Origin of the sequence: Streptomyces sp. IBSNAI002 (assembly GCF_052244475.1) — a bacterium.
Lineage (GTDB): Bacteria > Actinomycetota > Actinomycetes > Streptomycetales > Streptomycetaceae > Streptomyces.
In genome coordinates this window covers 1,271,597-1,296,530 of record NZ_JBQPXG010000002.1, presented here as the reverse complement: position 1 = coordinate 1,296,530, position 24,934 = coordinate 1,271,597, and the positions used below count along the sequence as shown (strand labels likewise).

At 73.2% G+C, this 24,934-nt stretch carries 18 protein-coding genes and 2 pseudogenes; 8 read left to right on the top strand and 12 right to left on the bottom strand.

Annotated elements, in window-relative coordinates; all coding sequences use genetic code 11:
• Positions 1 to 12: 12 nt before the first annotated feature.
• From ACTVZO_RS06305 to ACTVZO_RS06295, 3 genes are all read right to left on the bottom strand, one after another.
• Positions 13 to 741 (bottom strand): hypothetical protein, encoded by a 729-nt coding sequence (locus tag ACTVZO_RS06305; RefSeq protein WP_443297430.1) that lies wholly within the window; start codon positions 739 to 741, stop codon positions 13 to 15.
• 23 nt (positions 742 to 764) lie between these two features.
• Positions 765 to 1,853 carry a hypothetical protein gene (locus tag ACTVZO_RS06300; RefSeq protein WP_443297429.1) on the bottom strand — a complete coding sequence of 363 codons (1,089 nt, stop codon included), beginning with the start codon at positions 1,851 to 1,853 and terminating at the stop codon, positions 765 to 767.
• Positions 1,854 to 2,051: 198 nt separating this feature from the next.
• Positions 2,052 to 3,119, bottom strand: a complete 1,068-nt coding sequence (locus ACTVZO_RS06295) for a hypothetical protein (protein ID WP_443297428.1) — start codon at positions 3,117 to 3,119, stop codon at positions 2,052 to 2,054.
• Between the two features lie 320 nt (positions 3,120 to 3,439).
• Between ACTVZO_RS06295 and ACTVZO_RS06290 the strand changes: the two genes are divergently transcribed.
• The 4 genes from ACTVZO_RS06290 (at position 3,440) to ACTVZO_RS06275 (ending at position 6,373) form a co-directional block, all read left to right on the top strand.
• Positions 3,440 to 4,000 carry a hypothetical protein gene (locus ACTVZO_RS06290; protein ID WP_443297427.1) on the top strand — a complete coding sequence of 187 codons (561 nt, stop codon included), beginning with the start codon at positions 3,440 to 3,442 and terminating at the stop codon, positions 3,998 to 4,000.
• 119 nt (positions 4,001 to 4,119) lie between these two features.
• Entirely contained in the window at positions 4,120 to 4,590 is a 471-nt protein-coding gene (locus ACTVZO_RS06285) for a hypothetical protein (RefSeq protein WP_443297426.1), read from the top strand.
• A gap of 76 nt (positions 4,591 to 4,666) precedes the next feature.
• Complete coding sequence (locus tag ACTVZO_RS06280) at positions 4,667 to 5,236, top strand: hypothetical protein (protein WP_443297425.1); 570 nt, start codon at positions 4,667 to 4,669, stop codon at positions 5,234 to 5,236.
• A 150-nt stretch (positions 5,237 to 5,386) separates the two neighbouring features.
• Complete coding sequence (locus ACTVZO_RS06275; protein ID WP_443297424.1) at positions 5,387 to 6,373, top strand: serine/threonine-protein kinase; 987 nt, start codon at positions 5,387 to 5,389, stop codon at positions 6,371 to 6,373.
• Positions 6,374 to 6,376: 3 nt separating this feature from the next.
• Here the strand turns inward: ACTVZO_RS06275 and ACTVZO_RS06270 are convergent, their stop codons facing one another.
• The 5 genes from ACTVZO_RS06270 to ACTVZO_RS06250 form a co-directional block, all read right to left on the bottom strand.
• Positions 6,377 to 6,607, bottom strand: a complete 231-nt coding sequence (locus ACTVZO_RS06270) for a response regulator transcription factor (RefSeq protein WP_443297423.1) — start codon at positions 6,605 to 6,607, stop codon at positions 6,377 to 6,379.
• Positions 6,608 to 6,786: 179 nt separating this feature from the next.
• Entirely contained in the window at positions 6,787 to 9,180 is a 2,394-nt protein-coding gene (locus ACTVZO_RS06265; protein WP_443297422.1) for a SpoIIE family protein phosphatase, read from the bottom strand.
• A gap of 105 nt (positions 9,181 to 9,285) precedes the next feature.
• A complete protein-coding gene (locus tag ACTVZO_RS06260) occupies positions 9,286 to 9,990 on the bottom strand; it encodes a 4'-phosphopantetheinyl transferase family protein (protein WP_443297421.1) in 705 nt (234 codons plus the stop codon).
• Positions 9,987 to 14,567: a type I polyketide synthase gene (locus tag ACTVZO_RS06255; RefSeq protein ID WP_443297420.1), complete on the bottom strand. Its 4,581-nt coding sequence runs from the start codon at positions 14,565 to 14,567 to the stop codon at positions 9,987 to 9,989. The genes ACTVZO_RS06260 and ACTVZO_RS06255 overlap by 4 nt, the downstream gene beginning before the upstream one ends.
• Before the next feature lie 116 nt (positions 14,568 to 14,683).
• Entirely contained in the window at positions 14,684 to 16,915 is a 2,232-nt protein-coding gene (locus ACTVZO_RS06250) for an MMPL family transporter (protein WP_443297419.1), read from the bottom strand.
• Between the two features lie 178 nt (positions 16,916 to 17,093).
• Here ACTVZO_RS06250 and recQ point away from each other — a divergent pair, with 178 nt between their 5' ends.
• Entirely contained in the window at positions 17,094 to 19,088 is a 1,995-nt protein-coding gene (gene recQ, locus ACTVZO_RS06245) for a DNA helicase RecQ (protein WP_443297418.1), read from the top strand.
• A gap of 27 nt (positions 19,089 to 19,115) precedes the next feature.
• Here the strand turns inward: recQ and ACTVZO_RS06240 are convergent, their stop codons facing one another.
• Together ACTVZO_RS06240 and ACTVZO_RS06235 are read right to left on the bottom strand one after the other, a co-directional pair.
• A complete protein-coding gene (locus tag ACTVZO_RS06240) occupies positions 19,116 to 19,922 on the bottom strand; it encodes an ECF transporter S component (RefSeq protein ID WP_443297417.1) in 807 nt (268 codons plus the stop codon).
• Positions 19,919 to 20,656: pseudogene (locus ACTVZO_RS06235) on the bottom strand (AAA family ATPase); the annotation flags it as partial. The pseudogene ACTVZO_RS06235 and the gene ACTVZO_RS06240, both read right to left, overlap by 4 nt.
• Positions 20,657 to 20,680: 24 nt before the next feature.
• Here ACTVZO_RS06235 and ACTVZO_RS06230 point away from each other — a divergent pair.
• Positions 20,681 to 22,090 (top strand): hypothetical protein, encoded by a 1,410-nt coding sequence (locus ACTVZO_RS06230; protein ID WP_443297416.1) that lies wholly within the window; start codon positions 20,681 to 20,683, stop codon positions 22,088 to 22,090.
• An 86-nt stretch (positions 22,091 to 22,176) separates the two neighbouring features.
• Here the strand turns inward: ACTVZO_RS06230 and ACTVZO_RS06225 are convergent.
• Positions 22,177 to 22,374, bottom strand: a pseudogene (locus ACTVZO_RS06225) (enoyl-CoA hydratase-related protein); the annotation flags it as partial.
• Between the two features lie 12 nt (positions 22,375 to 22,386).
• On the opposite strand from ACTVZO_RS06225, the gene ACTVZO_RS06220 reads away from it, so the two are divergent.
• On the top strand, positions 22,387 to 22,704 hold the full coding sequence (locus ACTVZO_RS06220) for a hypothetical protein (protein WP_443303427.1): 318 nt from the start codon (positions 22,387 to 22,389) through the stop codon (positions 22,702 to 22,704).
• On the opposite strand, the gene ACTVZO_RS06215 is transcribed toward ACTVZO_RS06220, so the two are convergent.
• The gene (locus ACTVZO_RS06215; protein ID WP_443303055.1) at positions 22,689 to 23,570 is read right to left on the bottom strand and encodes a PaaX family transcriptional regulator C-terminal domain-containing protein; all 882 of its coding nucleotides are present in this window, start codon (positions 23,568 to 23,570) and stop codon (positions 22,689 to 22,691) included. The genes ACTVZO_RS06220 and ACTVZO_RS06215 overlap by 16 nt on opposite strands.
• Before the next feature lie 115 nt (positions 23,571 to 23,685).
• Between ACTVZO_RS06215 and ACTVZO_RS06210 the strand changes: the two genes are divergently transcribed.
• A complete protein-coding gene (locus ACTVZO_RS06210) occupies positions 23,686 to 24,930 on the top strand; it encodes a DUF418 domain-containing protein (protein ID WP_443297415.1) in 1,245 nt (414 codons plus the stop codon).
• Positions 24,931 to 24,934 lie beyond the last annotated feature (4 nt).

Here is a 24,934-nt window from a genome sequence, read left to right as displayed (position 1 = left end):
CGGGGACCCCGCTCAGACGTCGGCCGAGGTGGGCAGCGGGATCTGCGCACCGGTGCGGCCGAGCACGGTGAGCTGGTGCAGCTCGACGAAGTAGAGCTTCCACAGCCAGTAGACGTGGTTGAGGTGCTCGACGACCTTCTGCTCGTCCGCATCCGAGTTGACCAGGGTGGACATCACCCGCCAGACGAAGTCGTCGTGGTCGTCGTCGAGGTCCGTGTTGACGTGGGCGCGCGCACCCTTCACGTTCTCCTGGCCGAGGACGCTCTCCAGGTTGTCCAGCCATTCGGGCTGGGTGCGCGTGGTCACGTACTCCACGAAGTACACGCTGGTGATCAGCGCGAGCGGGCTGTCCTCGAACTCCATGCCGTACTGGAGGTATCCGGTGAGCAGCTTGGTGGAGAGCATCGGCTCGGTGGAGTAGATCTGGTCCTTGGTGACACCGACCTTGGCGAGGTCCGCCGCGAACAGCCGGTCGTGCAGCATCTCGTCGTCGGTGTAGTGCGCCCAGGCCTTGGCCTGCACCGGGTCGACCTTGGTGAAGTACTTGATGGCCAGCGCGTCGATGGTGCGCTTGCGGCGCAGCCGCAGGATGGTCTCGATGTTGTGGCGCTTGTAGTAGTCCAGGTTGAGTTCGGCTGCGCTCCTCTGGTGCTGGGCGAACGGGACCGTCTCGTAGAAGTCCTTGATGAAGGTGTCGAGGATCGCGTCGACCCTCTTGCGCAGGTCCGGGTTGATCGTCATGGGCTTGCTTCCCTCCTGTGGGGTCAGTGGCAGCCGCAGCTCGCGCTGGAGACGCGCTGCATCCGGCCGCGGCGCACCGCCTTGCGGGCGCCGAGGACGGCGGTTCCGTCCGATGTCAGCAGCGAGCTGCGGGGGCAGAGGAAGGCCAGGGCGAAGCGCGTGGCGGGGGTGATGCCCAGCCCGAGGTTGACCACGCCGCCGGTGGCGCCGTACACCTCGTTGGGTCCGCAGTTCGCCGGAATGACCTCTGTGGTGGTGTTGATCCCGAAGCCGAGTTCCCAGATCACGCGGTAGCGCGGATCGTCGGTGAGGAGCTTGTCCAGCTCCGCGGCGGCCGGCGCGGCCCCCGAAGTCTGCGGTGTGACGCCCTCGATGCGGCCGGCGGTGACGTGCAGCGTCACGGCCTGCGAGACGAGGGGGGAGAGGGCCTCGAACAGCCGCTGCTGCTCGGGTCCGTCGGCGGGGTCCGCGTGCCGGTGGACGATCGGCCACCCGCGCAGCGTCAGGTCCCCGTGGAGACCGAGCAGCCGGGCCTCCGGCTCGAAGGTGGTGATCTCCGCGGCGGTGACGCTCAGCTTGCCGGAGGGGAAGATCTGCTGGTCGCCCGGTTCCAGGACGCCCGCCTGCTGGTTCCAGACGCAGTCGCCCACCGTGTGGTCGAACTCGGCTTCCGTGCCGGAGGCGTCGTCGACGATCGTCAGCCGGTCGCTGTCCCCGACGAGATCGAAGAACTCCTCGGCGGTGGCCGCCTGCTGGGCGATGTCGGTCTTCGCCGCGCTGCGCAGGAAGTAGCGGACGTACTCGTCGGTGAGCGGCGTGGAGCCGGCCGGCAGCACGGCCAGCTTGCGCGCGCCCAGCTCCTGCGGAGTCGGCGAGTCGAGGAAGCGGCCCGGACAGACGGCCAGTACGTGCGCGTCCGGCGGAACGCTCTCCGCGATCAGCGTGCCCAGGCGCGTACCGCGCGGCAGCGTCAGCTGGACCACGCGGGAGTACCCGTCACCGGGCAGCAGCGAGAGGGGCTCGCCGCCGTCCTCGCTCGTGATCAGACAGAACGTCTCGACCGGCTCGCCGAACTGACCGAAGTCATGGGTGGTGAGATCCAGCGGTGACACGGGCGAACTCCCTACCATCAGACGACGAGAACCCCGTGGCGGGGCATTCACATGCCCCGCCACGGGTCGGTACTCAGCCCAGGAGCGTGCCCAGGTAGTTACGGTTCTTCTGCACCTTGATCTTCTTCATGACAGTCACCTCCTGTTTGAATCGGATTCTGTTGCATTCACCCCGAACGGTCGGATGGTCGAAAGCCGCTAATCCGCGGCGACGACCCTCTCCACCGTGGGGTGGTCCGGGTGGCCGATCAGCGCCAGTCCATTGCTCGTGAGGACGCGCGTGTCGGGCGAAATGATGTCCAGGTGGTATTGGGTGTACGGAGTGAGACCGAGGCCGTAGTGCAGGCAGCCTTCCGTGCCGCCGTACACCTCGTTCATGGCGTGGTTGCCGGGGAGGATGTCGAGCGACGTGTTCAGCGCGTGGCCGATCTCCCACACGATCCGGTAGCGGGAGTCCACCGCGAACATCTGCTCCAGCATCGCCACGGCCGGCGCGGCTCCCGGGTCCAGCGCCTCCAGGCGCGTGATCCTGCCGTCCTCGACCTTGGCCTTGATGGCGTTGTCGCGCATCGCCCAGAGCTGGGAGTGGATGCGGGCCTGGTCGGTCCGGGAGAACGACGGGGTGCCGTTGTGGAGGATGGGGTAGCCGCGCAGCGTGATCTCGCCCTCCAGCGGCAGTTTCAGGGCCTCGTCGAACTCCCTGATCTCCACCGGCAGCACGCTGATCTCGCCGGACGGCACGATCTGCTGGTCACCCCACTCGAGCGGACCGGCCTGCTGGTTCCACACCAGGCCGTCGCGCAGGTGGTCGAGTACGGCCCGGGTGCCGTGCACGGGGTCGGCGTACACCAGGTGGTCGGCCTCTTCGGCGAGCTCGAAGAACGTGTCGCAGAACGCCGCCTGGTCGGCCGACGAGGTCCGCTCCATGATCCCGAGGAAGTGCCGGATCTCCTCGAGGGTGGTGGGCGTCGAGTTGCACGCCATGCCCATGATCTTCCGCTGGCCCACCAGATCGGGATCGGGGGACTCGAAGAAACGGTGCGGTGAGACCACCAGAATGTGGGCGGGTTCCGGGATCCGCTTTTCGAGTATGTCCTCGAAACGGTCGCCCGTGCCCATCGGGATCGTGAGGTAGCCCTTGTAGGCGGCGGATTCGACGATCTCGAACTGATCGATCAATTCGGGGTTCGTGACCAGGCAGAAAGTGCTTCCGGTGGCCTCGCCGAACTGGCTGAAGCGTCCGGGATCTATGGATATCCGAGTCATGATCACTCCCTCGTGGCCTGTGCCGCTCGCCCTCGCCGTGGTCACTACTGTGGCCGCCGGCGGCCACCGCTCGCTATAGGACCTATGTCCCGGGGGTCTTTCGTACCCGGTCGGAGCGGTGTGGTGCCGTGTGGGCGGGCTTTTATCCGACCTTTAGGGGCATGTCAAGCCCCGACTTTCCGGAACGTGACCCGGGTGTGCCCGCCGGGGCTTACTTGTGGTGCGGGCCTCACCGGAAACGAAATGAGGCAACAGACAACCGCACCGCCCCGAATTACCGGGCAATTCGAATACTCACTTTGGATAGCTGGGAGAAAATCATGAACCGCAAGATGCGTATCGCCACCCTGGTCGCTTCCGCCGCTGTGATCGGTGGAGGGGTCCTCCTCCCCGCCTCCACGGCGATGGCGGCCCCGATGCCCCATCACGTCGTCTCGTTCGTGGAGGACGGTGGGGCCGGAGGCAAGGGCGGCAAGGGCGGTGGCGGCGGCCTCGTCGGAGGCGGCGGCGGCTCCGGCGGCGCCGGTGGCGGCAGCGTCAACGGCACCGGCGGTGCGGGTGGCGACGGCGGCGCCGGCGGTGACGGCCTCCTCGTCGGCGGTGGCGGCGGTGGCGGCGGCGGTGGTGGCGAAGGCCGCATCGGTGGCGCCGGCGGTGACGGCGGTGACGGCGGCTTCGGCATCCTCGAGGGCGGAGAAGGCGGCCAGGGCGGCGGCGGTGGCGACGGCCGGCTGATCGGCGGCGTCGGCGGCAACGGCGGCGACGGCGGCTTCGGCATCTTCGACGGCGGTGCGGGCGGCGACGCGGGTGACGGCGGCTTCGGCGGCCTGATCGGCGGCCTCGGCGGCGACGCCGGAAACGGAGGCGGCGCCCTGTTCTGACAGCCACTCCCGGCACCACGGGTGGAGGCCTCCGGGCCTCCACCCCGCCCCGACCCGCACACCCTCACACCCCGCCCCCCTCCTCCACCCCCCTCTTGACCACAGCTATGGAGCACCCCATGTTCACGAATTCCTGGCAGCGTCCGCTCATCCTGGCCGCGACCACGTTCGCACTGGTCACCGGTACCGCCGTCGCCGCGCAGGCTTCGGTGCACCACACCCCGGCAGACGTCACGACGACTGTCGTGGCCGACCTGCCCACCACCTGCATCGGGGGCGGCGAGGGCGGCAAGGGGGGCAAGGGCGGCGAGGGCGGCAAGGGCGGTCAGCCCGGTGAGCCGGGTGAGCCCGGCAAGCCCGGCACCGTGGGCTGCCTCCTCGGGTTCGACGACCTGCCCGACAAGAAGAAGTCGGATCTGACGGTGGTCGACAAGGTGCGCATCGTGCTGACCCTGCTGGCCGACGACTCGGACGAGACCAAGGAGAAGATCTCCAAGAAGTACGACATCCCGGAGGAGCAGCTCGACACCTGGAAGCGGCAGTACGTGGACGGCGACTGGTTCGCCCTCATGGGAGACAGCCTCTCCTGACCGAGGGGGCCGACGGGCCGGCGGACGGATCGCCGGCCCGTTTCTCGAAACCGATGTCCAGACAAGGGAGAAGCCCATGCGCAAGCGAGGTTCTTGGAAGTTCCGTCTCGGTCTCGTCGTCTCGGCGACCCTGCTCGGCGCCGGTGCCATGACGCCCGCCGCCATGGCGGCTCCGGCGGCGCCCTCGGTCCAGCCGGTCCAGCAGTACGGCGCCTCGTACGGCGGCGGTGACAACGGATCCGGCGGGAGCCGCTTCGGCAGCGGCTCGTTCGGCGACGTCCAGGTGGGCAACGGCAGCGTCCGCGTCGGCGACAAGGTCTGCGCCGGCAAGTGCAGCGGATCGGTCAACGGCACCAACGGCAGCGCGGGCGGTGTCTGCGCCGGGCTGTGCGAAGGCAGCGGCAACGGCGGCGCCGGCACCAACGGCGGGACGGGCGGCAACGGCCAGAACGGCGGCAAGGGCGGAGTCTGCGTCGGCGTGTGCAACGGCAGCGTCAACGGGGGCAAGGGCGGCAACGGCGGGGCCGCGCCCCCCGGCGGCGACGGCGGCCTCGGCGGTCTCGGCGGCGACGGCGGGCTCTGCGTCGGCGTCGGCTGCCAGACCAGCGGCCGCGGCGGCGACGGCGGCGACGGCGGCGAAGGCTGACCCCGCTGACCCGCTGACCCCCCGCGTGGCGGGCGGACCACCCGCCACCCCTCGCCCGTCACCCGCTCCGGCGGGTGGCGGGCACGCGTGTGGGCCACTCGATAGACTTCTCGGTACGGCTGGTCACGGACGAGCGAGGACGGGGTCGGCATGACGGCACCGAACCTGAGCAGCTACACGGGCCGGCCCTCCGCCCTGATCGGGAAGCAGATCGCGGGCTACCGGGTGGAGCGCATGCTCGGCCGCGGCGGCATGGCCGTCGTCTACTGCGCCAAGGACCTGCGTCTGGGCCGTACGGTCGCCCTCAAGCTGATCGCCCCGGAACGGGCCCGCGACGACACCTTCCGGCGCCGCTTCACCCACGAATCACGGGTGGCCGCGTCGATCGACCACCCGCACATCGTGCCCATCTTCGAAGCCGGCGAGACCCACGGCGTCCTGTACATCGCCATGCGCTACGTCTCCGGCCTGGACCTGCGCGTCCTGCTGGACCGGGAGGGCCCCCTCCCCGTCGCGACCGCGCTGCGCATCGCCGCCCAGGTGGCCTCCGCACTCGACGCGGCCCACGAGCACGATCTGGTGCACCGGGACGTCAAGCCCGGCAACATCCTGGTGGCCGCGGGAACCGACAGCGAGCACCCCGAGCACATCTACCTGACGGACTTCGGCCTCACGAAGAAGGCGCTCTCGCTCACCGGGTTCACCACCACGGGCGAGTTCGTCGGCACGCTCGACTACATGGCGCCGGAACAGATCTCCGGCCGGCCGGTGGACGGCAGGTGCGATCTCTACAGCCTGGCGTGCGTCGTCTTCGAGACCCTCGCCGGCGGGCCGCCCTTCGAGCGCGACGACGCCGCGGCCCTGCTCTGGGCGCACCAATACGACCAGCCCCCTCTCCTGACGGAGAGGAGGCCGGATGTCGCAGGTGCCGCCGATGAGGTCATGGCAAGGGCCCTGGCGAAGGTGCCCGAGGACCGCTACGGGTCCTGCCTGGAGTTCGTGGCCGCGCTGCGGGCCGCCACCGGGAACGGGGCCGGACGCCGGGACGGCACCCCGTCCCCCGGGAAGGCCGGGGACGAGGTGCCGTTGCCGGAGCCGCCGGCCTGGGCCGGGCCGGTCTTCCGCGGCCCGGCCTGAGGGTCACATCCCCAGCGATATCGCCAGCCGGGTCAGTTCCGCCGTGGTGTTGGCGCCCAGCTTGGCGCGGATCCGGCGGAGGTAGGCGTCGACCGTGTGCTTGGAGAGCCCCATGTTGCGGGCCGTCTGCAGATAGGTGCAGCCTGCGGCGATGTGGCGCAGTGCCTCCTGCTCGCGCGGGGCCAGCGCGGGTGCGGGGGCTTCGGTCTGCGGCGCGACGAGTGTGAGGCTCATGATTTCCTCCGGCGGAGCGGTTCGGTCATCACTGCTCACGTCCTCGGAAGCAGGGGACTTGTCAGCGAATATCGCTGTATGTCCCTGATAAAGAGATTCCTCGCGCGACTTCATGACGCCGTCCGCCGACTGTCACAGGCGCGTCACAGGCCCTCCGCCACCCGGCGCGCCACCCGCACCTAGTACCCGACGAGGGTCTGCTCGGCCCAGATGGTCTTGCCGATGGGGGCGTGCCGGGTGCCCCAGCGCTGGGCGAGCTGCGCGACCAGCAGCAGCCCCCGCCCGCCCTCGTCGAAGGTCCGGGCCCGCCGCAGGTGCGGGGCGGTGTTGCTGGAGTCGGACACCTCGCAGATCAAGGTGTTGTTCTCGTGGATCAGCCGCAGCTGGATCGGCGGCTGGCCGTAGCGGATGGCGTTCGTGACCAGTTCGCTGACCACGAGCTCGGCGACGAACGCGGCCTCGTCCAGCCCCCAGGCCGTCAGCTGCTCGGTGGTGTACCGGCGGGCGCCGGCCACGACGGAGGGGTCCGAGGGCAGGTCCCAGACGACCACCTTGTCGGCGTGCAGGGCCCGGGTACGGGCCACGAGCAGCGCGACGTCGTCCTCGGGAGGGTGGGTCAGCATGGCCGTCAGCACGCGGTCGCAGATCGTGTCCAGGTTGGCGGAGGGCCGGGCGAGGGCCGCGAACATCCCGTCCAGGGCCTCGTCGATGTCGTGCTCGCGCGCCTGCAGCAGACCGTCGGTGTACAGGGCGATGACGCTGCCCTCGGGAAGCTCGACGTCGACGGGCTCGAACGGCAGCCCGCCCAGGCCCAGCGGCGGACCGGCGGGCACGTCGAGGAGGTACACCGAGCCCTCGGGGGAGACCACCACGGGCGGCGGGTGGCCGGCCCGGGCGACGGTGCAGTGCCGGGTGACCGGGTCGTAGACCACGTACAGGCAGGTGGTTCCGATGCCCCCGGCGGCCTCCCCGGCCGCGTCCCGGTCGGCCTCGTCGGCGGCCAGGTGGATGATCAGGTCGTCGAGGTGGGTGAGGAGCTCGTCGGGCGGCAGGTCGACATCGGCCAGCGTGCGTACCGCCGTGCGCAGCCGGCCCATGGTGGCGGCGGCCCGCATGCCGTGGCCGACGACATCGCCCACGACCAGCGCCACCCGGGCGCCCGACAGCGGGATCACGTCGAACCAGTCGCCGCCCACGCCCGCGTCGGTGCCGGCGGGCAGGTAGCGGGAGGCGGTCTCGAGCGCCGCGTGCTCGGGCAGCGTCTGCGGCAGCAGGCTGCGCTGCAGGGTCATCGTGCTGGTGTGCTCCCGGTTGAACCGGCGCGCCTTGTGCACGCTGACGGCCGCCCGGCCCGCGAGCTCCTGCGCCAGCCACAGGTCCTCCGGCTGGAACGGCTCCTGGCGCCGGTGCCGGCCGAACAGCGCGACGCCGACCGCGGTGCCCCCGGCCCGCAGCGGCACCACCATCATCGAGTGCGTCCCCGACTCGCCGATCCAGGCGGCCCCGGGATCCCCGGCGGCCCACCGGGCGACCGCCGGGTCGGCCGTCGCGTACACCGCGCCACGGCCCGCCGCCAGGCACTCCACCGGGGGTGACAGCGGGGGGTAGACGGTCGTGCGGCCGACCGAGACCGGCGACTCGGGAGCTCCCTCGAGGACCGACCGCACTGCGGTACGGGACACCGTGACCGGCCCCGCCACCGGGCCGTCGGCGGGCTCCTCGCCGCGCGCGGGGGGCTCCAGCAGGTCGACGACCGCGAAGTCCGCGAACCGGGGCACGGCGGCCTCGGTCAGCTCCTGTGCGGTGCGGGTGCTGTCCATCGTCGTGCCGATGCGGGCGCCGCCGTCGTCCGGCAGCAGCATCAGCTGCCGCTCGCCCTCGATCCCGGTCCGGTCGTGCGCGGCCAGGAACACCCCGTGCACCAGCCCGTCCCGGTCCCGCAGGGGCGCCAGCGAGGTCGCCCAGCCGTGCTCGGTACTCGCCCCCGCGGGCCGGACGAAGGCGTGTACCTGCTGCGGCTCACCGGTCTCCAGCACCACGCGCATCCTGCGCTCGGTCTCGTCGCTCACCGGATCCGGCGCGATCTCCGGCAGCCGCAGCCCCCGCATCTCGGCCTCGCTCAGCGACAGCGTGCGCACCATGCCCGCATTGGCCCGCACCAGCCGCAGGTCCGTGTCGAAGACGGCCAGGTAGCAGGGGGACTGGGTGAACGCCGACTCCTCGAGCCGGTCGCCCCAGGACGCGCGGGCCGCGCCCGGCACCGCGGACACCACGAACCACTTCGCCGTCCCGCCGGTGGACGTCCAGCGGTGCGCCAGCAGCCCCGTTTCCAGCCGCCGGCCGTCCCGGTGCCGCAGCGCCACCGTGCCGCTCCACCGCTCCTGTCCGGGCGGCATCCGCCACGCCGCGTCACCAGTGCCGTCGGCGAGCAGCCGGGCGGCGGGCAGGCCCACCACCTCGGAGGCCGCGTAGCCCAGCAGCCGACCGGCCTCCTCGCTCCACTCGGTCACGACGCCCTGCTCGCTGAGGGTGGCCGTGGCGGTGTATGCCGGCTCATGGGAGGCGTCGGTCATCTCACCCTCGCTATTCCTCTGCCGCTGATCCGCGGCAACCTGCACGGCCAGGGGCTCCACTGACAAGCATGATCCGGCCGGGCGAGGAGCACCAGCGCAGTGCCGTCACGGCCGCCCCGCCCCGGGTGCGAGGACGAGGGCGAGGACAGCGCCGCCCGCCTGCCACACCATCGCGCGGCGCCGTCCGCCGAGTACGGGCGGACACAGGCCCAGGATCGCGACGCGGCGCGGAGCGGCGCCGAAGACGCCGCGCCGGTCCGCCTTGACCGCTGCTTCCTTCAGCGCCCACGCGCCCGCCAGGGCCTCGGGCCGGTCCGTGCCGGTCAGGGCCAGCTCCCGGGGGGACAGGACGTGGTCCGCGACCCGGCGCACCGCGTCGGCCGAGGAGGTCTCGCACAGGTCCACTCCGACCGGTTCCGGCGCGAGGGCCGCCGCGACGTGCCCGGGGGTGTGGCTGAGGGAGAGGTGCACACCGGCCACCGGGCTGCCGCCCACCAGGACGTACGGGCTGCCGTCGGCGCGCGGCAGGACCTCCACGCCGTCCTCCGGTACGGCGAGCAGCTCGCCGGCCAGGCGCTTGGCGAGCAGCCGGCCGGCCGCCCACTCGGCCCGTCGCCGGGCCGGCAGCACGTCGGCCACGCGTCGTTCGGCGGCCGACAGAGCCGACAGGGCCGACAGGGCCGACAGGGCCGGCGCCCGGTCGAGGTCGCCGCGCCGGGCCACGGCGAGGAGGGCTCCGCCCCACCGGTGCGGGTGGCCCGGCGTGATCGGCCGGAAGACGCCGGGCCGGGTGTCCGTGCCGGGGGTCATGCCGCGGCGGGGACGGGGTCCAGGCGCCGCAGCTCGCCCTCCAGCGCGGTCACGGCCTGCCGGATCTGGCCGGGCGTGTGGTCACGGGTGACGAAGAAGCGCAGCCGGGCCATCTCCTCGCGCACGGCCGGGTAGAGGATCGGATTGACGCTGATGCCGTGGGCGAAGAGGGCCTCGGCCAGCCGCAGGGTCTTCAGCGAGTCCCCGACGATGCACGGGACGATCGCCGTGTCGTGGCTGTCACCGATGTCGATGCCCGCGTCGCGCGCGAGACGGACGAACAGCGCGGCGTTCTCCGCGAGACGCGCGACGCGCTCCGGCTCGGCCCGCAGCACGCGCAGGGCCGTCAGGGAGGCGGCGGTGTCGGCCGGGGTCATGCCGGCGCTGAAGATGAAACCGGGGACGGTGTAGCGCAGGTACTCGACCACCGCGCGGCTGCCGGCCACGTAGCCGCCGCAGCTCGCCATGGCCTTGGAGAGGGTGCCCGACCACAGTTCCACCGAGGTGCGTTCGATGCCGAAGTACTCGCCGATGCCGCGCCCCGTCGCACCGATCGTCCCGATGCTGTGCGCCTCGTCGATCATCAGCAGTGCGCCGTGCCGGTCCTTGACCTCGACGAGGGCGGGCAGGTCGGCGATGTCGCCGTCCATGCTGTACACGCCCTCGACGACGACGAGCACCCGCCGGTACTGGTGGCGGACCTGCGTGAGCACGGCGTCGAGGGCGGCCGCGTCGTTGTGCGGGAACGGCCGCCGGGTCGCGCCGGAGAGCTTGCACCCCTGCAGGATGCTGTCGTGGGCCAGGGAGTCGTGGACGACCAGGTCCCCGGGCCCGACGAGGTGGCCGATCACGGTCACGTTGGTGGCGTGGCCGTTGGCGAGGGTGACCGCGGCCTCGCAGCCGAGCAGAGCGGCGAGTTCGGCGTCGAGCTCCAGGTGGAGCGGACGGCTGCCGGACAGCAGCCGGCTGGCCGACACCGACGTGCCGTAGCGCTCGATCGCCTCCTTGGCCGCCTCGTTCACGCGGGGGTGCGTGGCCATGCCCAGGTAGTTGTAGCTGGAGAAGGAGAGGAGCTCCCGGCCGTCGACGACGGTCGTGTCCGTCATACCGCCCTCGTGGACGAGGAAGTACGGGTTCGGCAGCCCCAGGCCGGTGAGCGAGGCGATGCGCTCGCCGTGCGCGGTGACCTCCGGGAAGCACTCGATCCGGGTGTGCTCCTCGGGCAGCGGAGCCGCGGCTGGGGGAGCCGGCTCGGGCGCCTCGCCGGCGTGGTGGTCGGCGCGCTGTACGGGGACGGCTGCCGGTTCCGGTTCGGAGGCCGGGGCGCGCTCCGGTGCGGGCTCCGGTGCGGTGCCCGGTGCGACGCCCGCGATCAGCGCGGCGATCCTGGCGGGCGTCGGCCGGTCGGCGGTCGTGTCGTCGAACGTCCACCACGGCCACTGCCGCTTGAGCGAGGTGAACAGGTCGGTCAGCATCAGCGAGTCGAAGCCGAGCTCGTCGATCAGGAGCTGGTCCCCGCGCAGCCGGTCCACCGGGAACGCGCTGATCCGGGCCACGTGCCCGAGCACCGCGGCGGTGACCTCGCCGAGGTCCCCGGCCGGGGACGGCTCGGGCGCCGTCGCCACGGGGGCGGCGGGCGCCGGGGCGGGCGCGGCGACAGGGGGCGGGGTGACGACCGCGGCGGCCGGGGGCGGCGTGACGACCACGGCGGCCGGGGCGGCCGGGACCGGGGCGGCGGCCGGGACCGGGGCGGCAGGGGTGTCCTGCCGCGCGGGCCCCGGGGCGGACACCCAGTAGGACTGGCCGTCGAGCCGTGCCACCGGAAGGTCCAGCAGCAGGCGCTCCTCCCGGGGTACCAGGGCCCGCGGGTCGACCGGGGCGCCCAGGACGGCGAGCCGGGCGAGGGCCAGCACGAAGCCGCGTCCGTGGTCGGGGGCCGCGCCCGAGGCCGGGACGACGTGCGCGTCGCCGTGGCCCGCCAGGTCGCGCCGGACCGAGGTGAGGAGCGAGCTGCCGCCGCTCACCTGGACGAACACGCGGGCCCCCTGCTCGTAGGCGGCGGCGACTGCCTCGCCGAACCGGACCGGCGCGGACGCGTGCCCGGCCCACAGCTCGCGCAGCCGGCCGGGGTCGGCGCAGACCGCCGCGTCCACCGACGACACGAACGGCAGGACGGGACTGCCGATCGGTCGGCCGGCGAGGTCCGCGCGCATCGTCTCGTCGGCGCGGGCCATCAGCGGCGAGTGGAAGGGGTGGGACACGTCGAGCGCCGCGGTGGCGATCCCCGCGTCGGCGCAGGCCCGCCGCATCGCCGCGAGCCCGGCCTGGGTACCGCTGACCACGACCTGGCGCCGCTGGTTGAAGCAGGCGGGCCACACGCCGTCGATGCCGTGCAGGAGCCGGCGGCAGGTCTCCTCGTCGCTCTGCACGGCGAGCATTCCGCCCCCGAGGCCGTGCCCGGCGTCCCGGAGGGCCGCCCCCCGGTGGACCAGGAGCCGGACGGCGCCCGCGTCGGTGAGGGCCCCGGCCGCCGCGGCCGCCGCGAACTCGCCGACGCTGTGGCCGAGGACGAGGTCGGGGCTGACGCCGCAGTCGGCGAGGAGGCGGGTGGCCGCGAGCTGCACGGTGCCGAGCAGCGGCTGGCACACCTCGGTGGCGGCGAGCCGGTGACCGAGCTCCTCGGGGTCGCCCCGGCCGTCGCCGTACAGCAGGTCGGCGAGGTCGAAGCCGCCGTCCCGCCGGGCCACGGCGCCGAGGGCGTCGACGGTCGAGCGGAAGCCGGCGAAGCGCTCGTACAGGTCCCGCATCATGCCCGGCCGCTGACTGCCCTGGCCGGGGAAGAGGAAGGCGATGCGGCGCCGCTCGGCCGGCAGCGGGGCGTCGGCGGCGAAGGCGCCCTCGCCGAGGTCGCCCCCGGTGCCGTCGCCCGGGTCGCGGCCGGCCCCGTCGGCGAGCTGCCGGCGGGCGCGCCGCAGCCGCTCGGTGAACTCCTCCGTACCGCGGGCCACGATCGCGAGCCGGGCCGTCAGCGGCCCGCGCCCGCCCAGGGTGTGCGCCACCGCCGCGAGCGGGACGCGCGGGGAGCGGTCCAGGGTGTCGAGCAGCTCGCCGATGTGCCGGTCCAGCAGCTCACGGCTGCCGGCCGACAGCAGCAGGAGGTGGGGATCGGAGGCTTCGGTGCGGACCGGGAGGCGGCGCAGGGCCGGGGAGGGCTGCTCCTCCAGCACCACGTGCACGTTCGTGCCGCCGAATCCGAACGAGCTGACGGCGGCGCGCCGCGGGGTGCCCGCGCCCGGCCAGGGCCGGGCGCTGTCGGCGATGCGCAGGCCCGCGGCGGAGATGCCCAGGTCCGGGTGGGGGGTGGTCAGCGGCTGCGGGACGATCGTCCCGTGGTGCACGACCAGGGCGGTCTTGATCAGCCCGGCGATGCCCGCCGCGGACAGCGCGTGCCCGATCAGGGCCTTGCCCGAGGCGAGGTAGCACAGGGCGGGGTCGTCGTCGGGGTACTCGGTGCGCAGCCGGCGCAGCGCCTCGACCTCGGCGCGGTCGCCGACCGCGGTGCCGGTGCCGTGGGCCTCGATGAAGCCCACCGAGGAGGGGGCGACCCGCGCGTCGTCGTAGGCCCGGCGCATGGCACGCAGCTGCCCTTCGGAGGTGGGCACCAGCGGCCCGGGGGAGGCCCCGTCGTTGGCCGAGCCGATGCCCTTGATCACCGCGTAGATCCGGTCCCCGGCGGCGAGCGCGTCGGCCAGCGGCCGTATGACGACGGCCCCGGCGCCTTCGCCGAGGACGAACCCGTCGGCCTGCTCGTCGAACGGCCGGCACACCCCCGCGGCGGACAGCGCGCGGAGCCGGGAGAAGCCGACCAGGCTGTCGGGGGTGAGGTTGAGGTACACCCCGCCGACGACGGCGATCCGGCAGGTGCCCTGGCGTACGTGGGCCATCGCCTGGTCCAGGGCGACCAGCGAGCCGGAGCAGGCGGCGTCCACGGCGAAGCTGGGGCCGCCGAGGTCGAACTGCCGGCTGATGGTGCCGGACGCCATGTTGAGCAGGCTGCCCGGAAGCGTGAAGCTCTGGATCGTGCCGAGCCGGCCCGCCTGCTCCCGGATGGCCTCGCGGCCGCCGCGGTCGTCCTCGGCGAGGGACTCCTCGGCCAGGCTGATGGCCCGGATCGGGGCCGACATCAGGTCCTTGTACTCGGACACCGACAGCCCGAGGAACACCCCGGTGTTCTCCCGGTCGAAGTCCCCGCGGCCCATCCCGGCGTCGTCGAGGGCCTCGCGGGCCACGTCGAGCATCAGCCGGTGCTGCGGGTCCATGGCCCGGGCGCGCGCGGGTGGCACCCCGTAGTGCAGGGCGTCGAAGCGGTCCACGTCCTCCAGGAAGGCGACCTGATCGGTGTAGGCGGCGTTGGGCGCCGACCGGTTGCCGGGCTCGTGGAAGGTCTCGTGGTTCCAGCGCTCCTTCGGCACGGAGGCGAACTGCCGCTCCCCGCTCAGCAGGAGCTCCCAGTAGGCGCGGATGTCGGGGGCTCCGGGGAACCGGCAGCCGAGTCCGGTGATGGCGATGTCAGACATGACGGTTCTTCCTTGTCGGACGGACGGACGGACGGGCGGGACGGGCGGGACGGGCGGGGCGGGCAGGGCGGGGAGGGCGGGGATTCCAGGGGTGGGGGCGAGCGGGCTGCCGGCGGTCAGCGGCGCGCGGGGGCGCAGCGGCGCGGCGGGACGTGCGCGCAGAGGGGCGTGTGGACCGGGGTCCGGCCTCGGGCCGGGGGACACCTCCCCTGGACGCCGGGGGGAGGACGGGGCGCGAGGGGCTCCTTGGGCCGCAGCAGCCGCGGCGCCCACCAGTTCAGGTCACCGGCCAGGCGCATGAGCGCGGGTACGAGGACGCCCCGCACGAGCGTGGCGTCGAGGAGCACGCCGAGGCCCGCCCCGATCCCGAAGAACTGCAGCAGGGAGACCTGGGAGGTGCCGAAGCTCAGCAGGGTGAACGCGAGCAGGGCGCCGGCGGTCGTGACGATCCCGCCCGTGTGGGCGATGCCCGAGACGATCGAGGAGGCGTTGTCCTGCCCGGCGTCGTGCGCCTCCTTGATGCGTGCGAGGACGAACACCTCGTAGTCCACCGACAGCCCGAAGACGATGCAGAACAGCAGCACCGGCATGGTCGTGCTGAGCGGTCCGGGCGTGAAGTCGAGCAGGTGGCTCAGATGGCCCGACTGGAAGATCCAGACCATCGCGCCGAGGACGGCCGCGAGGCTCAGCGCGTTCAGCACGATGGCCTTCAGCGGCAGCAGCAGACTGCGCGTGAAGCCGAGGAGCAGCAGGAACGTGGTGACGGTGATCACGGACAGGGCCAGCGGAAGCCGGTCGCCGACCGTCGCCTTCGCGTCGACCAGCACCGCACTGGGCCCGCCGACCAGCACCTCGGTGCCCTCGGGGGCGGGAGTCCCGCGGATATCGCGCACCAGCCGCTGCGCGGCGCTCGACTGGGGGTCGGCCCGCGGCACCACGGAGAGCCGGGCGGGGCCGCCGCCGGCCGGCGCGGTGACCGGCGAGACCTGTGCGACGTGCGGGAGCGCGGACAGCCGGCGGGCGTACTCCTCCCGAGCCGACGGGGAGGCCTCGCCCGTCATCAGGACCGTGAGGGCGCTGGAGCCCGTCATGTCGAACTCGGCGCGCACCAGGTCCCCGGTCTGCCGGCTGGACGCGCTCACCGGCAGCGCCCGGTCGTCGGGCGTGGCGAAACCGGCGTGGGCGAACGGCGCGGCGAGCACCACCAGCAGGCCTACCACCGGCAGCGCCGCGATCAGCGGGCGGCGTACGACGATCCGCGCCAGCCCCTCCCAGAAGCGGGACCCCGAGCCGTCGCGGGCCCGGCGGCGCCACGGCACGGCCCAGGCGTTCACCCGGGGGCCCAGCAGTGTGAGCAGGGCGGGCAGCACGGTCACGGCGCTGACCGCGGCGATGGCCACCACGGCGATGCCCGCATAGGCGAAGGAGCGCAGGAAGTACGGCGGGAACACCAGCAGCGTCGCGAGCGCGGCCGAGACCGTGGCGGCACTGAAGCCGATGGTGTGGCCGGCCGTGCGGACGGTCCGGATCGCCGCGTTGCGCGGCCGGTATCCGGCGGCGAGCTCTTCGCGGAACCGCGAGACGACCAGCAGCCCGTAGTCGATGCCCAGCCCGAGGCCGAGCGCCGTGGTGAGGTTCAGTGCGAACACGGACACGTCCGTGACGGCGCCGAGAACGCTCAGCACCAGCAGTGTCCCGGCGATGGACAGCACACCGATCAGCAGGGGCAGCGCGGCGGCCACCACACTGCCGAAGACCAGGACCAGCAGGATCAGGGTTCCGGGCAGGACGACGGCCTCGGCCCGCTTCAGGTCGGACTCGGCGATGTCCTGGAGCTCGGCGTCGACGAGCGCCGACCCGCCCACCCGCACCGTCAGGGGCGCCTGGGAGCCGGCGTCGGCCGGGGTGGTCAGCTCCTCGCGCAGCTGCCTGATCCGTTCCGAGAGCCGTTCCCCCTCCCCGTCGACGTGCGCGAGCAGCATGGCCGCCCCGCCGTCCCGGCTGCGCAGCTCCGCCGCGCGGCCGGTCCAGTACGAGCTCACGGCGCTCACCCCGGCCCGGGCGGTCAGGCGCCTGGTCAGTGCCTCGCCCTCGCTCCGGGCCGCCGGGTCGTCGACGGATCCGCCGCGGGCCTGAGCGACGAGGACCAGGTTGGGCGCCGCCCCCAGGTGCTCGGCCGCCAGCTGGGCGGCGCGGCTGGACTCGGAGCGCGGATCGTCGTACCCCTGGCTCTTGAGCCGGCCGGTCGCCTCCAGGCCGAACACGACGGACAGCACGAGGAACGCGAGCGCGGCCAGGAGGACGAGCCGGGGGCGACGGGTCACGAAGACCCCTGCGCGACGGTCCATCGGGGCACTCCCTTCCGGGTGGCGGGTCCGTCCCGGCGTGGCGCGGGACGATCGGCTTCCACCGTGCCGGGCGCGGGGACGGGGTCGTAGCCCCGGCTGTTCGTCACTTGACAGGCGCTCGTCCACAGGCCCCGGCCGACGGACCGGGGCTGTCGGCGGGAGCCGTTAGGCTTCGTGGATGGCCCTTCCGGACGCGTCCCCCGAGACCACCGACGCGCTGCAGGTACTGCACCGCGTCTTCGGTTACAGCTCCTTCCGCGGTGAGCAGCAGGAGATCATCGAGCAGGTCGTCGGTGGCGGTGACGCCCTCGTGCTGATGCCGACCGGCGGCGGCAAGTCGCTGTGCTACCAGATCCCGGCGCTCGTCAGAGAAGGCACCGGCGTCGTGATCTCCCCGCTGATCGCGCTGATGCAGGACCAGGTGAACGCGCTCACCGCCCTCGGGGTCCGGGCCGGATTCCTCAACTCCACGCAGGACCCGTACGAACGGCAGGCCGTCGAGCAGGCCTTCCTCGCGGACGAGCTGGACCTGCTCTACCTGGCCCCCGAGCGGCTGCGCGGCGAGGGCACGCAGCGGCTGCTCGACCGGGGCAGGGTGTCGCTCTTCGCGATCGACGAGGCGCACTGCGTCGCCCAGTGGGGCCACGACTTCCGGCCGGACTACCTGGCGCTGTCGATGCTGCACGAGCGGTGGCCGAAGGTACCGCGGATCGCGCTGACCGCCACGGCCACCGAGGCCACCCACGCCGAGATCGTGGCGCGGCTCGGCCTGGAGGACGCCCGGCACTTCGTCGCCAGCTTCGACCGGCCGAACATCCAGTACCGCATCGTCGGGAAGAACAACCCGCTCAAGCAGCTGCTGGAGCTGATCCGCACCGAGCACGAGGGCGACGCGGGAGTCGTCTACTGCCTCTCGCGGGCCTCGGTGGAGAAGACCGCGGCCTCCCTGGTGGAGAACGGCATCGACGCCGTGGCGTACCACGCCGGCATGGACGCCCGCACCCGCGCCGCGAACCAGGCGCGCTTCCTGCGGGAGGACGGGGTCGTGGTGGTGGCCACGATCGCCTTCGGCATGGGCATCGACAAGCCGGACGTGCGTTTCGTCGCGCACATGGACCTGCCCAAGTCGGTCGAGGGCTACTACCAGGAGACCGGCCGCGCCGGGCGCGACGGCGAACCGGCCACGGCATGGCTGGCGTACGGCCTTCAGGACGTGGTGCAGCAGCGCAAGCTCATCGACGGCTCCGAGGGCGACGACGCGCACCGCCGCTCGCTGGGCATGCACCTGGACGCGATGCTCGCGCTGTGCGAGACGGTCGACTGCCGCCGGACCCGGCTGCTGGAGTACTTCGGGCAGTCCGGCGAGCCGTGCGGCAACTGCGACACGTGCCTGACGCCGGCCGAGTCCTGGGACGGGACGGTGGCCGCGCAGAAGCTGCTGTCCACGGTGTGGCGGCTGGCGAAGGAACGACGCCAGAAGTTCGGTGCCGGCCAGATCATCGACATCCTGCAGGGCAAGAAGACCGCGAAGGTCATCCAGTTCGACCACGACGCCCTGTCGGTGTTCGGCGTCGGTGCGGACCTGGGCACCGCGGAGTGGCGGAGCGTCGTGCGCCAGCTGCTCGCGCTGCGGCTGCTGGCGGTGGAGGGCGACTACGGGACGCTGGTGCTGACCGACGACAGCGGCGAGGTGCTGGGAGGACGCCGCAGCGTCTCGATGCGGAAGGAGAAGGCGGTCGCCGCCCCGGCCCGCAAGGACTCCGCGTCGGGCAAGGGCAAGGGCTCGCGCGTCCCGGCCGACCTGCCGGCGGCGGCCGTACCGGTCTTCGAGGCGCTGCGCGCCTGGAGGGCCGCGACCGCGCGCGAGCAGGGCGTGCCCGCCTACGTGGTCTTCCACGACGCGACGCTGCGGGAGGTCGCGACGCGGCTGCCCGGCACCGTGGAGGAGCTGGGCACGATCGGCGGAGTGGGTGAGGCCAAGCTCGCCAAGTACGGCGAGGGCGTCCTCGACACCCTTGCCGAGGCCCACGCCGCGGTCCCGGAGCCGGCGGGCGCGCCCGCGGCGGAGTCCGTCCCGGCGCCGTCACCGGCGCCCGCGGCGGCGGCCCCGGACGACGAGGAGCCGCCCTTCGACCTGGACGAGATGGACCCGCCGTGGGACGACTGGCAGTAGCCGGTCCGCCCCATCGGCGGGGCCGCCTCAGCCCGGCTGCTCCGGGGCGAAGCGGACCGGTGCCTGGAAGCGGGCCTTGCGGGCCGCCCGCCCGAAGACGGTGAGGACGGCCGGTCCGGCCAGCGTGATGCAGATCAGGTTGGTGACCGCCCGGCCCGTGTCCCAGCCCAGCGAGGTGGCCAGGTCGAAGGCGAGGTAGCGCTGGAACTGCTCGCTGAAGGGCAGACCGGGCAGGTAGGCGATGGAACTGTTCGGGTCCAGGGAGAACGGCCAGAAGGACAGGTTGAGCAGGAAGCCGAAGAGGTAGCCGGAGAGCGAGCCGTAGGCGGCCAGCATCGCGACCTCGCGGCGGCCGGTCGCCCTCGGGAGGAACCCGGCGAGCATGCCGACGAAGGCGCAGCCGAACATCTGGTAGGGCATCCACGGCCCGACGCCGCCCGTGATGAGCGCGGAGGCGAACAGCGAGGTGCAGCCGAGGGTGAAGCCGAACCCCGGGCCGTAGACCCGCCCGGCCAGGACCAGGATGAAGAAGACCGTCTCGATCCCGGCGGTGCCCGCGCCGAGCGGGCGGATCGCCGCGTTGACGGCGGACAGCACCCCCAGCATGGCCAGGGCCTTGGAGTTGATCCCGCCCTCGGCGATCTCGGAGATCACCACGCAGAGCACGATGACGAGCAGCACGCCGAAGATCAGCGGCGGGGCGTAGTTCGAGCCGAACTTCCCCGGCGCGACGAGGAACGGCCAGAAGAACGCGACGACTCCGAGGAAGGCCGCCATCGCGATGACGATCCCGGCGCGGGCGCGGATGCGGATGGCCGCGGTGTAGGTGCTCACGCGTGCGGGTCCGTTCCGTCGGCGGGCAGTACGCGGGCCAGCTGGTCCACGGTCAGGAACGGCAGCGGGGCCAGGATCTTCGCGGTCTGGGGGGCGAAGACGGGGGAGGCGACGATGACCTCGGTGGTGGGGCCGTCGGCGACGACGTCCCCCTCGGCCATGACCACCACGCGGTCGGCTGCCCGGGCGACGAACTCCACGTCGTGGGTGGAGATCACGATGGCGCGCCCCTCCGCGGCCAGGTCGTCGACGATGCGGATCAGCTCGCTCTTGGCGCGGTAGTCCAGCCCGCGGGTGGGATCGTCCAGCAGCAGGACCCGGGGCGCCGCGGTCAGCTGGATCGCGAGGACCAGGGCGAGCTTCTGCCCCTCGGACAGGTCGCGGGGGTGCGTGGTCCCGGGGATGCCGGGCGCCAGCCGGTCCAGGATGGCGCGGGCCCGTATCCCGTCCGGGGCGACCCCCGACTCCACGTCCGCCCGGTCGAGTTCCTGCGTGACCGATTCGAGGTAGAGGAGGTCGGTGGGGGTCTGGGGGACCAGGCCGACCAGCTGCCGGGCCTCCGCGGCGGAGAGCTTCTGCGGATCGCAGCGGTGTGGGACGGCTGGGGCCGTTCCCGAGCCCGAATGCCCGTACGGCAACGCACACAGAGAAGCCGTACCACGCGTTCCGGACGGCGGCCTCAGCCATGCCCGCCCGCGTCCGAACAGGCCCGGCGGCGCCAAGGCCCGGCCGGCGTCCGCCGATTCCAGGAGCAGGCCATGTCCCGTCCTCGTACCTCCCGCCGCCTCGCGCTCGCCGTGCCCGCGGCGCTCGGCGCCTTCGCGCTCACCGCGCTGCCCGCGTCCGCGACCTCGACGCCCGCGCAGATCGCCACGTCCAAGACCAACGGCGTCGCCTACCTGAAGTCCCTTCAGGCGGCTGACGGTTCGTACGCCGGTGCCGGGCTGTCCAACGAGTGGGCGTTCAGCGCCTTCGCCGCGGCCGGTACGGCCGTCGTCGACGTGGCCCCGGGCGGTGACACGACGAAGAACGCCCGGTCCGTCTACCGCAACCTGCTCTCGACGTCCGGCCGGCCGTCCGCCACCCCGGTGGTCACCGACTACGAGCGCGGCACGCTGAACGCGTACGCGGCGGGCATCGACCCGGCGCGCGTCTCGGACTCGAGGAACCTCATAGCCAACGTCTACTCGTACTGGCAGACCGCCGAGGCGGGCTACTTCGGCCCGTCCGGCAACCTCAACGGCACCGTCTTCGCGGCTCTTTCGCTCGGCGGCGCCAAGACGCAGGCCGGCGGCACGCGGATCCCGCAGGCGCTGACCGACGCGATGGTCGCCCGGATCCGGGCCAACCAGCACAACGACGGGGGCTGGGCCTTCAGCAAGGCCGAGGGCAACCCCACCGCGCTGGCCGCCCAGGGCGACGTCGACATGACCGGCGCGGCGATGGCCGCCCTCTGCGTCTCGGGCGTCCCCAACACCGATGCCGACGTGGTCCAGGGCAAGAACTTCCTCAAGGGCAGGCTCGCCACCACCGGCGCCTTCAACTCCCTCTACGGCGTCAACACCAGCTCCAACGGCTGGGGCGTCGCCGGGCTCAACGCCTGCGGCATCAACCCGCAGACCGGCGACTTCCTGACCCCCTCCGGCAAGACCCCGGTCGACTTCCTGATCGCCAACCAGTTCAACCCGGCGGGCGGCTTCAAGTACAAGCCGGCCGACACCACCCCGACCGCGTACGCCTCCATCGACGCCCTGCGCGCCGTGGCCGGCGGCGGGTTCACGGCGGCCCCGCCCGTCCCGGTCACCCCGGGCGCCCCGAAGTGGGTCTCCGCGGGATCCTTCACCGCCGGCACCGCCACCAAGCTGGCCCTCACCGTCGACGACGGCGCCGGCGGCCTGAAGGTCTGCTCCGTCGCCTTCACCCCGACCGGTACGACGACCACGCTCGGCGACGTCCTGAACGCGGCGGCCGGCGGGGCCACCCCGGCCGGCTGCGTCACGAGCGTGACCCCCTCCTCGGGAACCGGCACCGTCACCGCCGTCAACGGCAAGGCCAACAGCGGCTCGAACACCTGGAAGGTCAGCGTCGACGGCTCCGCCTTCGCGGGTGCCGCCCGCGACAAGGTGATCAACGTGGGCGACACCATCGCCCTGTGCTGGGGCGCCTGATCCGGTGGGGTGCGGGGCCCTCCCCGCCGGGGAGGGCCCTGCACCCGTTCACACCGGCACCCGGCACCCGGCACCGGCCCCGGACCTCAGCCGCGGGTGAAGTGCGCCGGGCGCTTGTCCACGAAGGCGGTCATGCCCTCCTTCTGGTCAGCGGTCGCGAACACGGCCTGGAACAGCCGCCGTTCGAAGCGGACGCCCTTGGTGAGGGTGGTCTCGAAGGCCCGGTCCACGGCCTCCTTGGCCTTCATCGCGACCGGCTTCGACATCCCGGCGACGGTCTCGGCCGGGAGGGAGTCGTGGCCGGTGGACCGGTTCCGCGCGCCGTGCAGGTCGACGGTCGTCCGATGGTCGCCGTGACGGAGCGCGAGTACGAGGGCCTGATCGCCGCACGCCGCCAACTGGGCGCCCAGGTCGCCAGGCTGCGCACCACCAAGAGCGCACTCGCCGACATCCTGGAGCTCGCCGAGGCGCTGGGCGCGGCCCTGGCCGACCGGATGCCGCCCGGCGCCGACGCGGCCGCGCCCGACGCGTCGGAACTGCTGGGGGAGGCCCGCCGGCGGATCGAGCGCGCACGGCGGATCACCGGAGCGGGCGGCGGTCAGCCGAGGTCGTAGAGGCGGAACAGGCGCAGCCGGTCGGGGCCTTCGTCGTCGTCCGCCGCGGCCAGGGCCTCCCAGCAGCGTGCCGCCTCGGCGCGGGCACGGGCGCCGGGCCAGGGCTGCGGGAGCAGCTCGGGGGGCAGCAGCGGGTCGGGTTCCATGGCGGTGGTGAAGGCCGAGGCCAGCTCGACGGCGTACGTCAGCCGCTCGGTCCCGGTGGGCAGGTCCGGGCCGGCCAGTCTGTCGAGGCGGGCCGCGGCGAGCGCGGCGAGTGCCTCGTGGCGCTCGGCGATCTGCCGGAGAGGCCAGAGCAGGGCGGCCAGCCGGGCCGGTTCGCTCTCCTCGCCGACCCGTAGGTCCCGGCTGGTCAGCCGGGTGAGCGAGGGCAGGACGCCGAGGTGCCGGGCGTGCGCCTCGACGATGTCGCCGATCGCGTTGGCGCTGACGTAGAGCCCGCCCTGCAGGGGCGCCGCGCCGAGGTGGAGCAGGGCGTCGCGCAGGGCGTCGCGGGCCTGCCGGGCGGTCTCGGGGATGGCGAAGGCGAACAGGTGCCAGGTCCCGTCCCAGGGGGCGAGGCCGCGGTCCTGGCGGTAGGCGTGGCGTACGTACTCCGCGTCCGGCGCGATGGAGCCGGTGGGGTCCGCGGTGGCGTGCAGCCGGGCCTTGCGGCCGCGGCCCTCCTGGGTGAACCGGCCCTCGGCGACCAGCCGTTTGACGCACAGCCTGACCTGCTGGTCCGTCATGCCGAGTGCCCCGGCGACGGCGTACAGCCCGCCGCAGTCGACCGAGCCGTCCTCGCGGACCAGGCCGAACACCAGGGTCCGGGTCCCGATCCCGGGCTGGGCAGATGCGGGCTCCGCCCCGGCCGGACCGTCCGTCATGGCTCTGTCCACGATTGCTCCTCGCGCTCTGCGGATGAGCATAGTACGGTCGAATCAGAAACGAGCGTTTTCAGATCGATAGTTTCTGTTCCGTCGACGCCGAAGGGGCGAACCGATGACCACCCGACCCACGCAAGGACCCACCGCAGGACCGACGGCCGGGTTACCGGCGGGGGCGGCCGCACCCCGGCGCCTCTCCCACATCGACGCCCTGCGCGGCTTCGCCCTCTGGGGCATCCTCCTGGTCAACATCACCTTCATGGCCTCGGCCTACCAGGGCACCGGTGTGGACGAACCGGCCTTCCGCTCCGCGACCGACACCGCCGTCCGCCTGCTCACCCTGGTCTTCCTCGAGACCAAGTTCTACCTGCTCTTCTCCTTCCTCTTCGGCTACAGCTTCACGCTCCAGCTGGCCTCCGCGGACCGCGACGGCGCCGCCTTCCTGCCCCGCTTCCTGCGGCGCTGCGCGGGCCTGTTCGTCCTCGGCGCCGGCCACGCGGTCCTGCTCTTCCCCGGCGACATCCTCACCACCTACGCCGTGCTCGGCCTCGTCCTGCTCGCCGTACACCGGATCCGGCCGCGCACCGCCGTGGGCACGGCCGTGGTCCTGCTCGCCGTCATCGCCGCCGGCTACCTGCTGCTGGCCTGGGCGGTCACCGCCACCGGGGGCGGCGGCCTCGACACCGACGCCGTCACCGAACAGGGCCGCCGGGCCACCGAAGCGCTGCGCGGCGACGCGGCGTCCGTCATCGGGGCGCACCTGCGCCAGCTGCCCGACATGGTGTTCGTCCTGGCCTTCTTCCAGGCACCGGCCGCGTTCGCCGCCTTCCTGCTGGGCCTGGCGGCCGGCAAGCGCGGGGTGCTCACGGACCCCGCCCGCCACCAGCGGTTCCTGCGCCGCCTGCAGTGGGTCGGCTTCCCCGTCGGCCTGGCCGGCGGCCTGGTCTGGGCGCACTCGACCCACGCGTACTCCGGTACGGCGTACCAACTGGTGGCGGTGGCCGTGGACGTGCTGACCGCCCCGCTGCTCGCCGCCGCGTACGCCGCCACGGTGCTGCGGACACTGGCCGGGCCCCGGGGCCGGCGCCTGGAGGCGGCGCTGGCCCCGGCGGGGCGGATGACGTTGACCAACTACCTGGCCCAGTCCCTGGTGCTGGCCCTCGTGTTCACCGGATACGGCGCCGCCCTGGTCGGCCGGCTCGCCCCCGGGTACGTCACCCTGACCGCCCTGGCCCTCTTCGCCGTACAGCTGGCCTTCAGCCGCTGGTGGCTGGCCCGCCACCCGTACGGGCCCGTGGAGTGGGCGCTGCGCGCCGTGACCCTGGCCCGGAAGCCCCGCTGGAAGGGGCGGGCGGACTGACCGC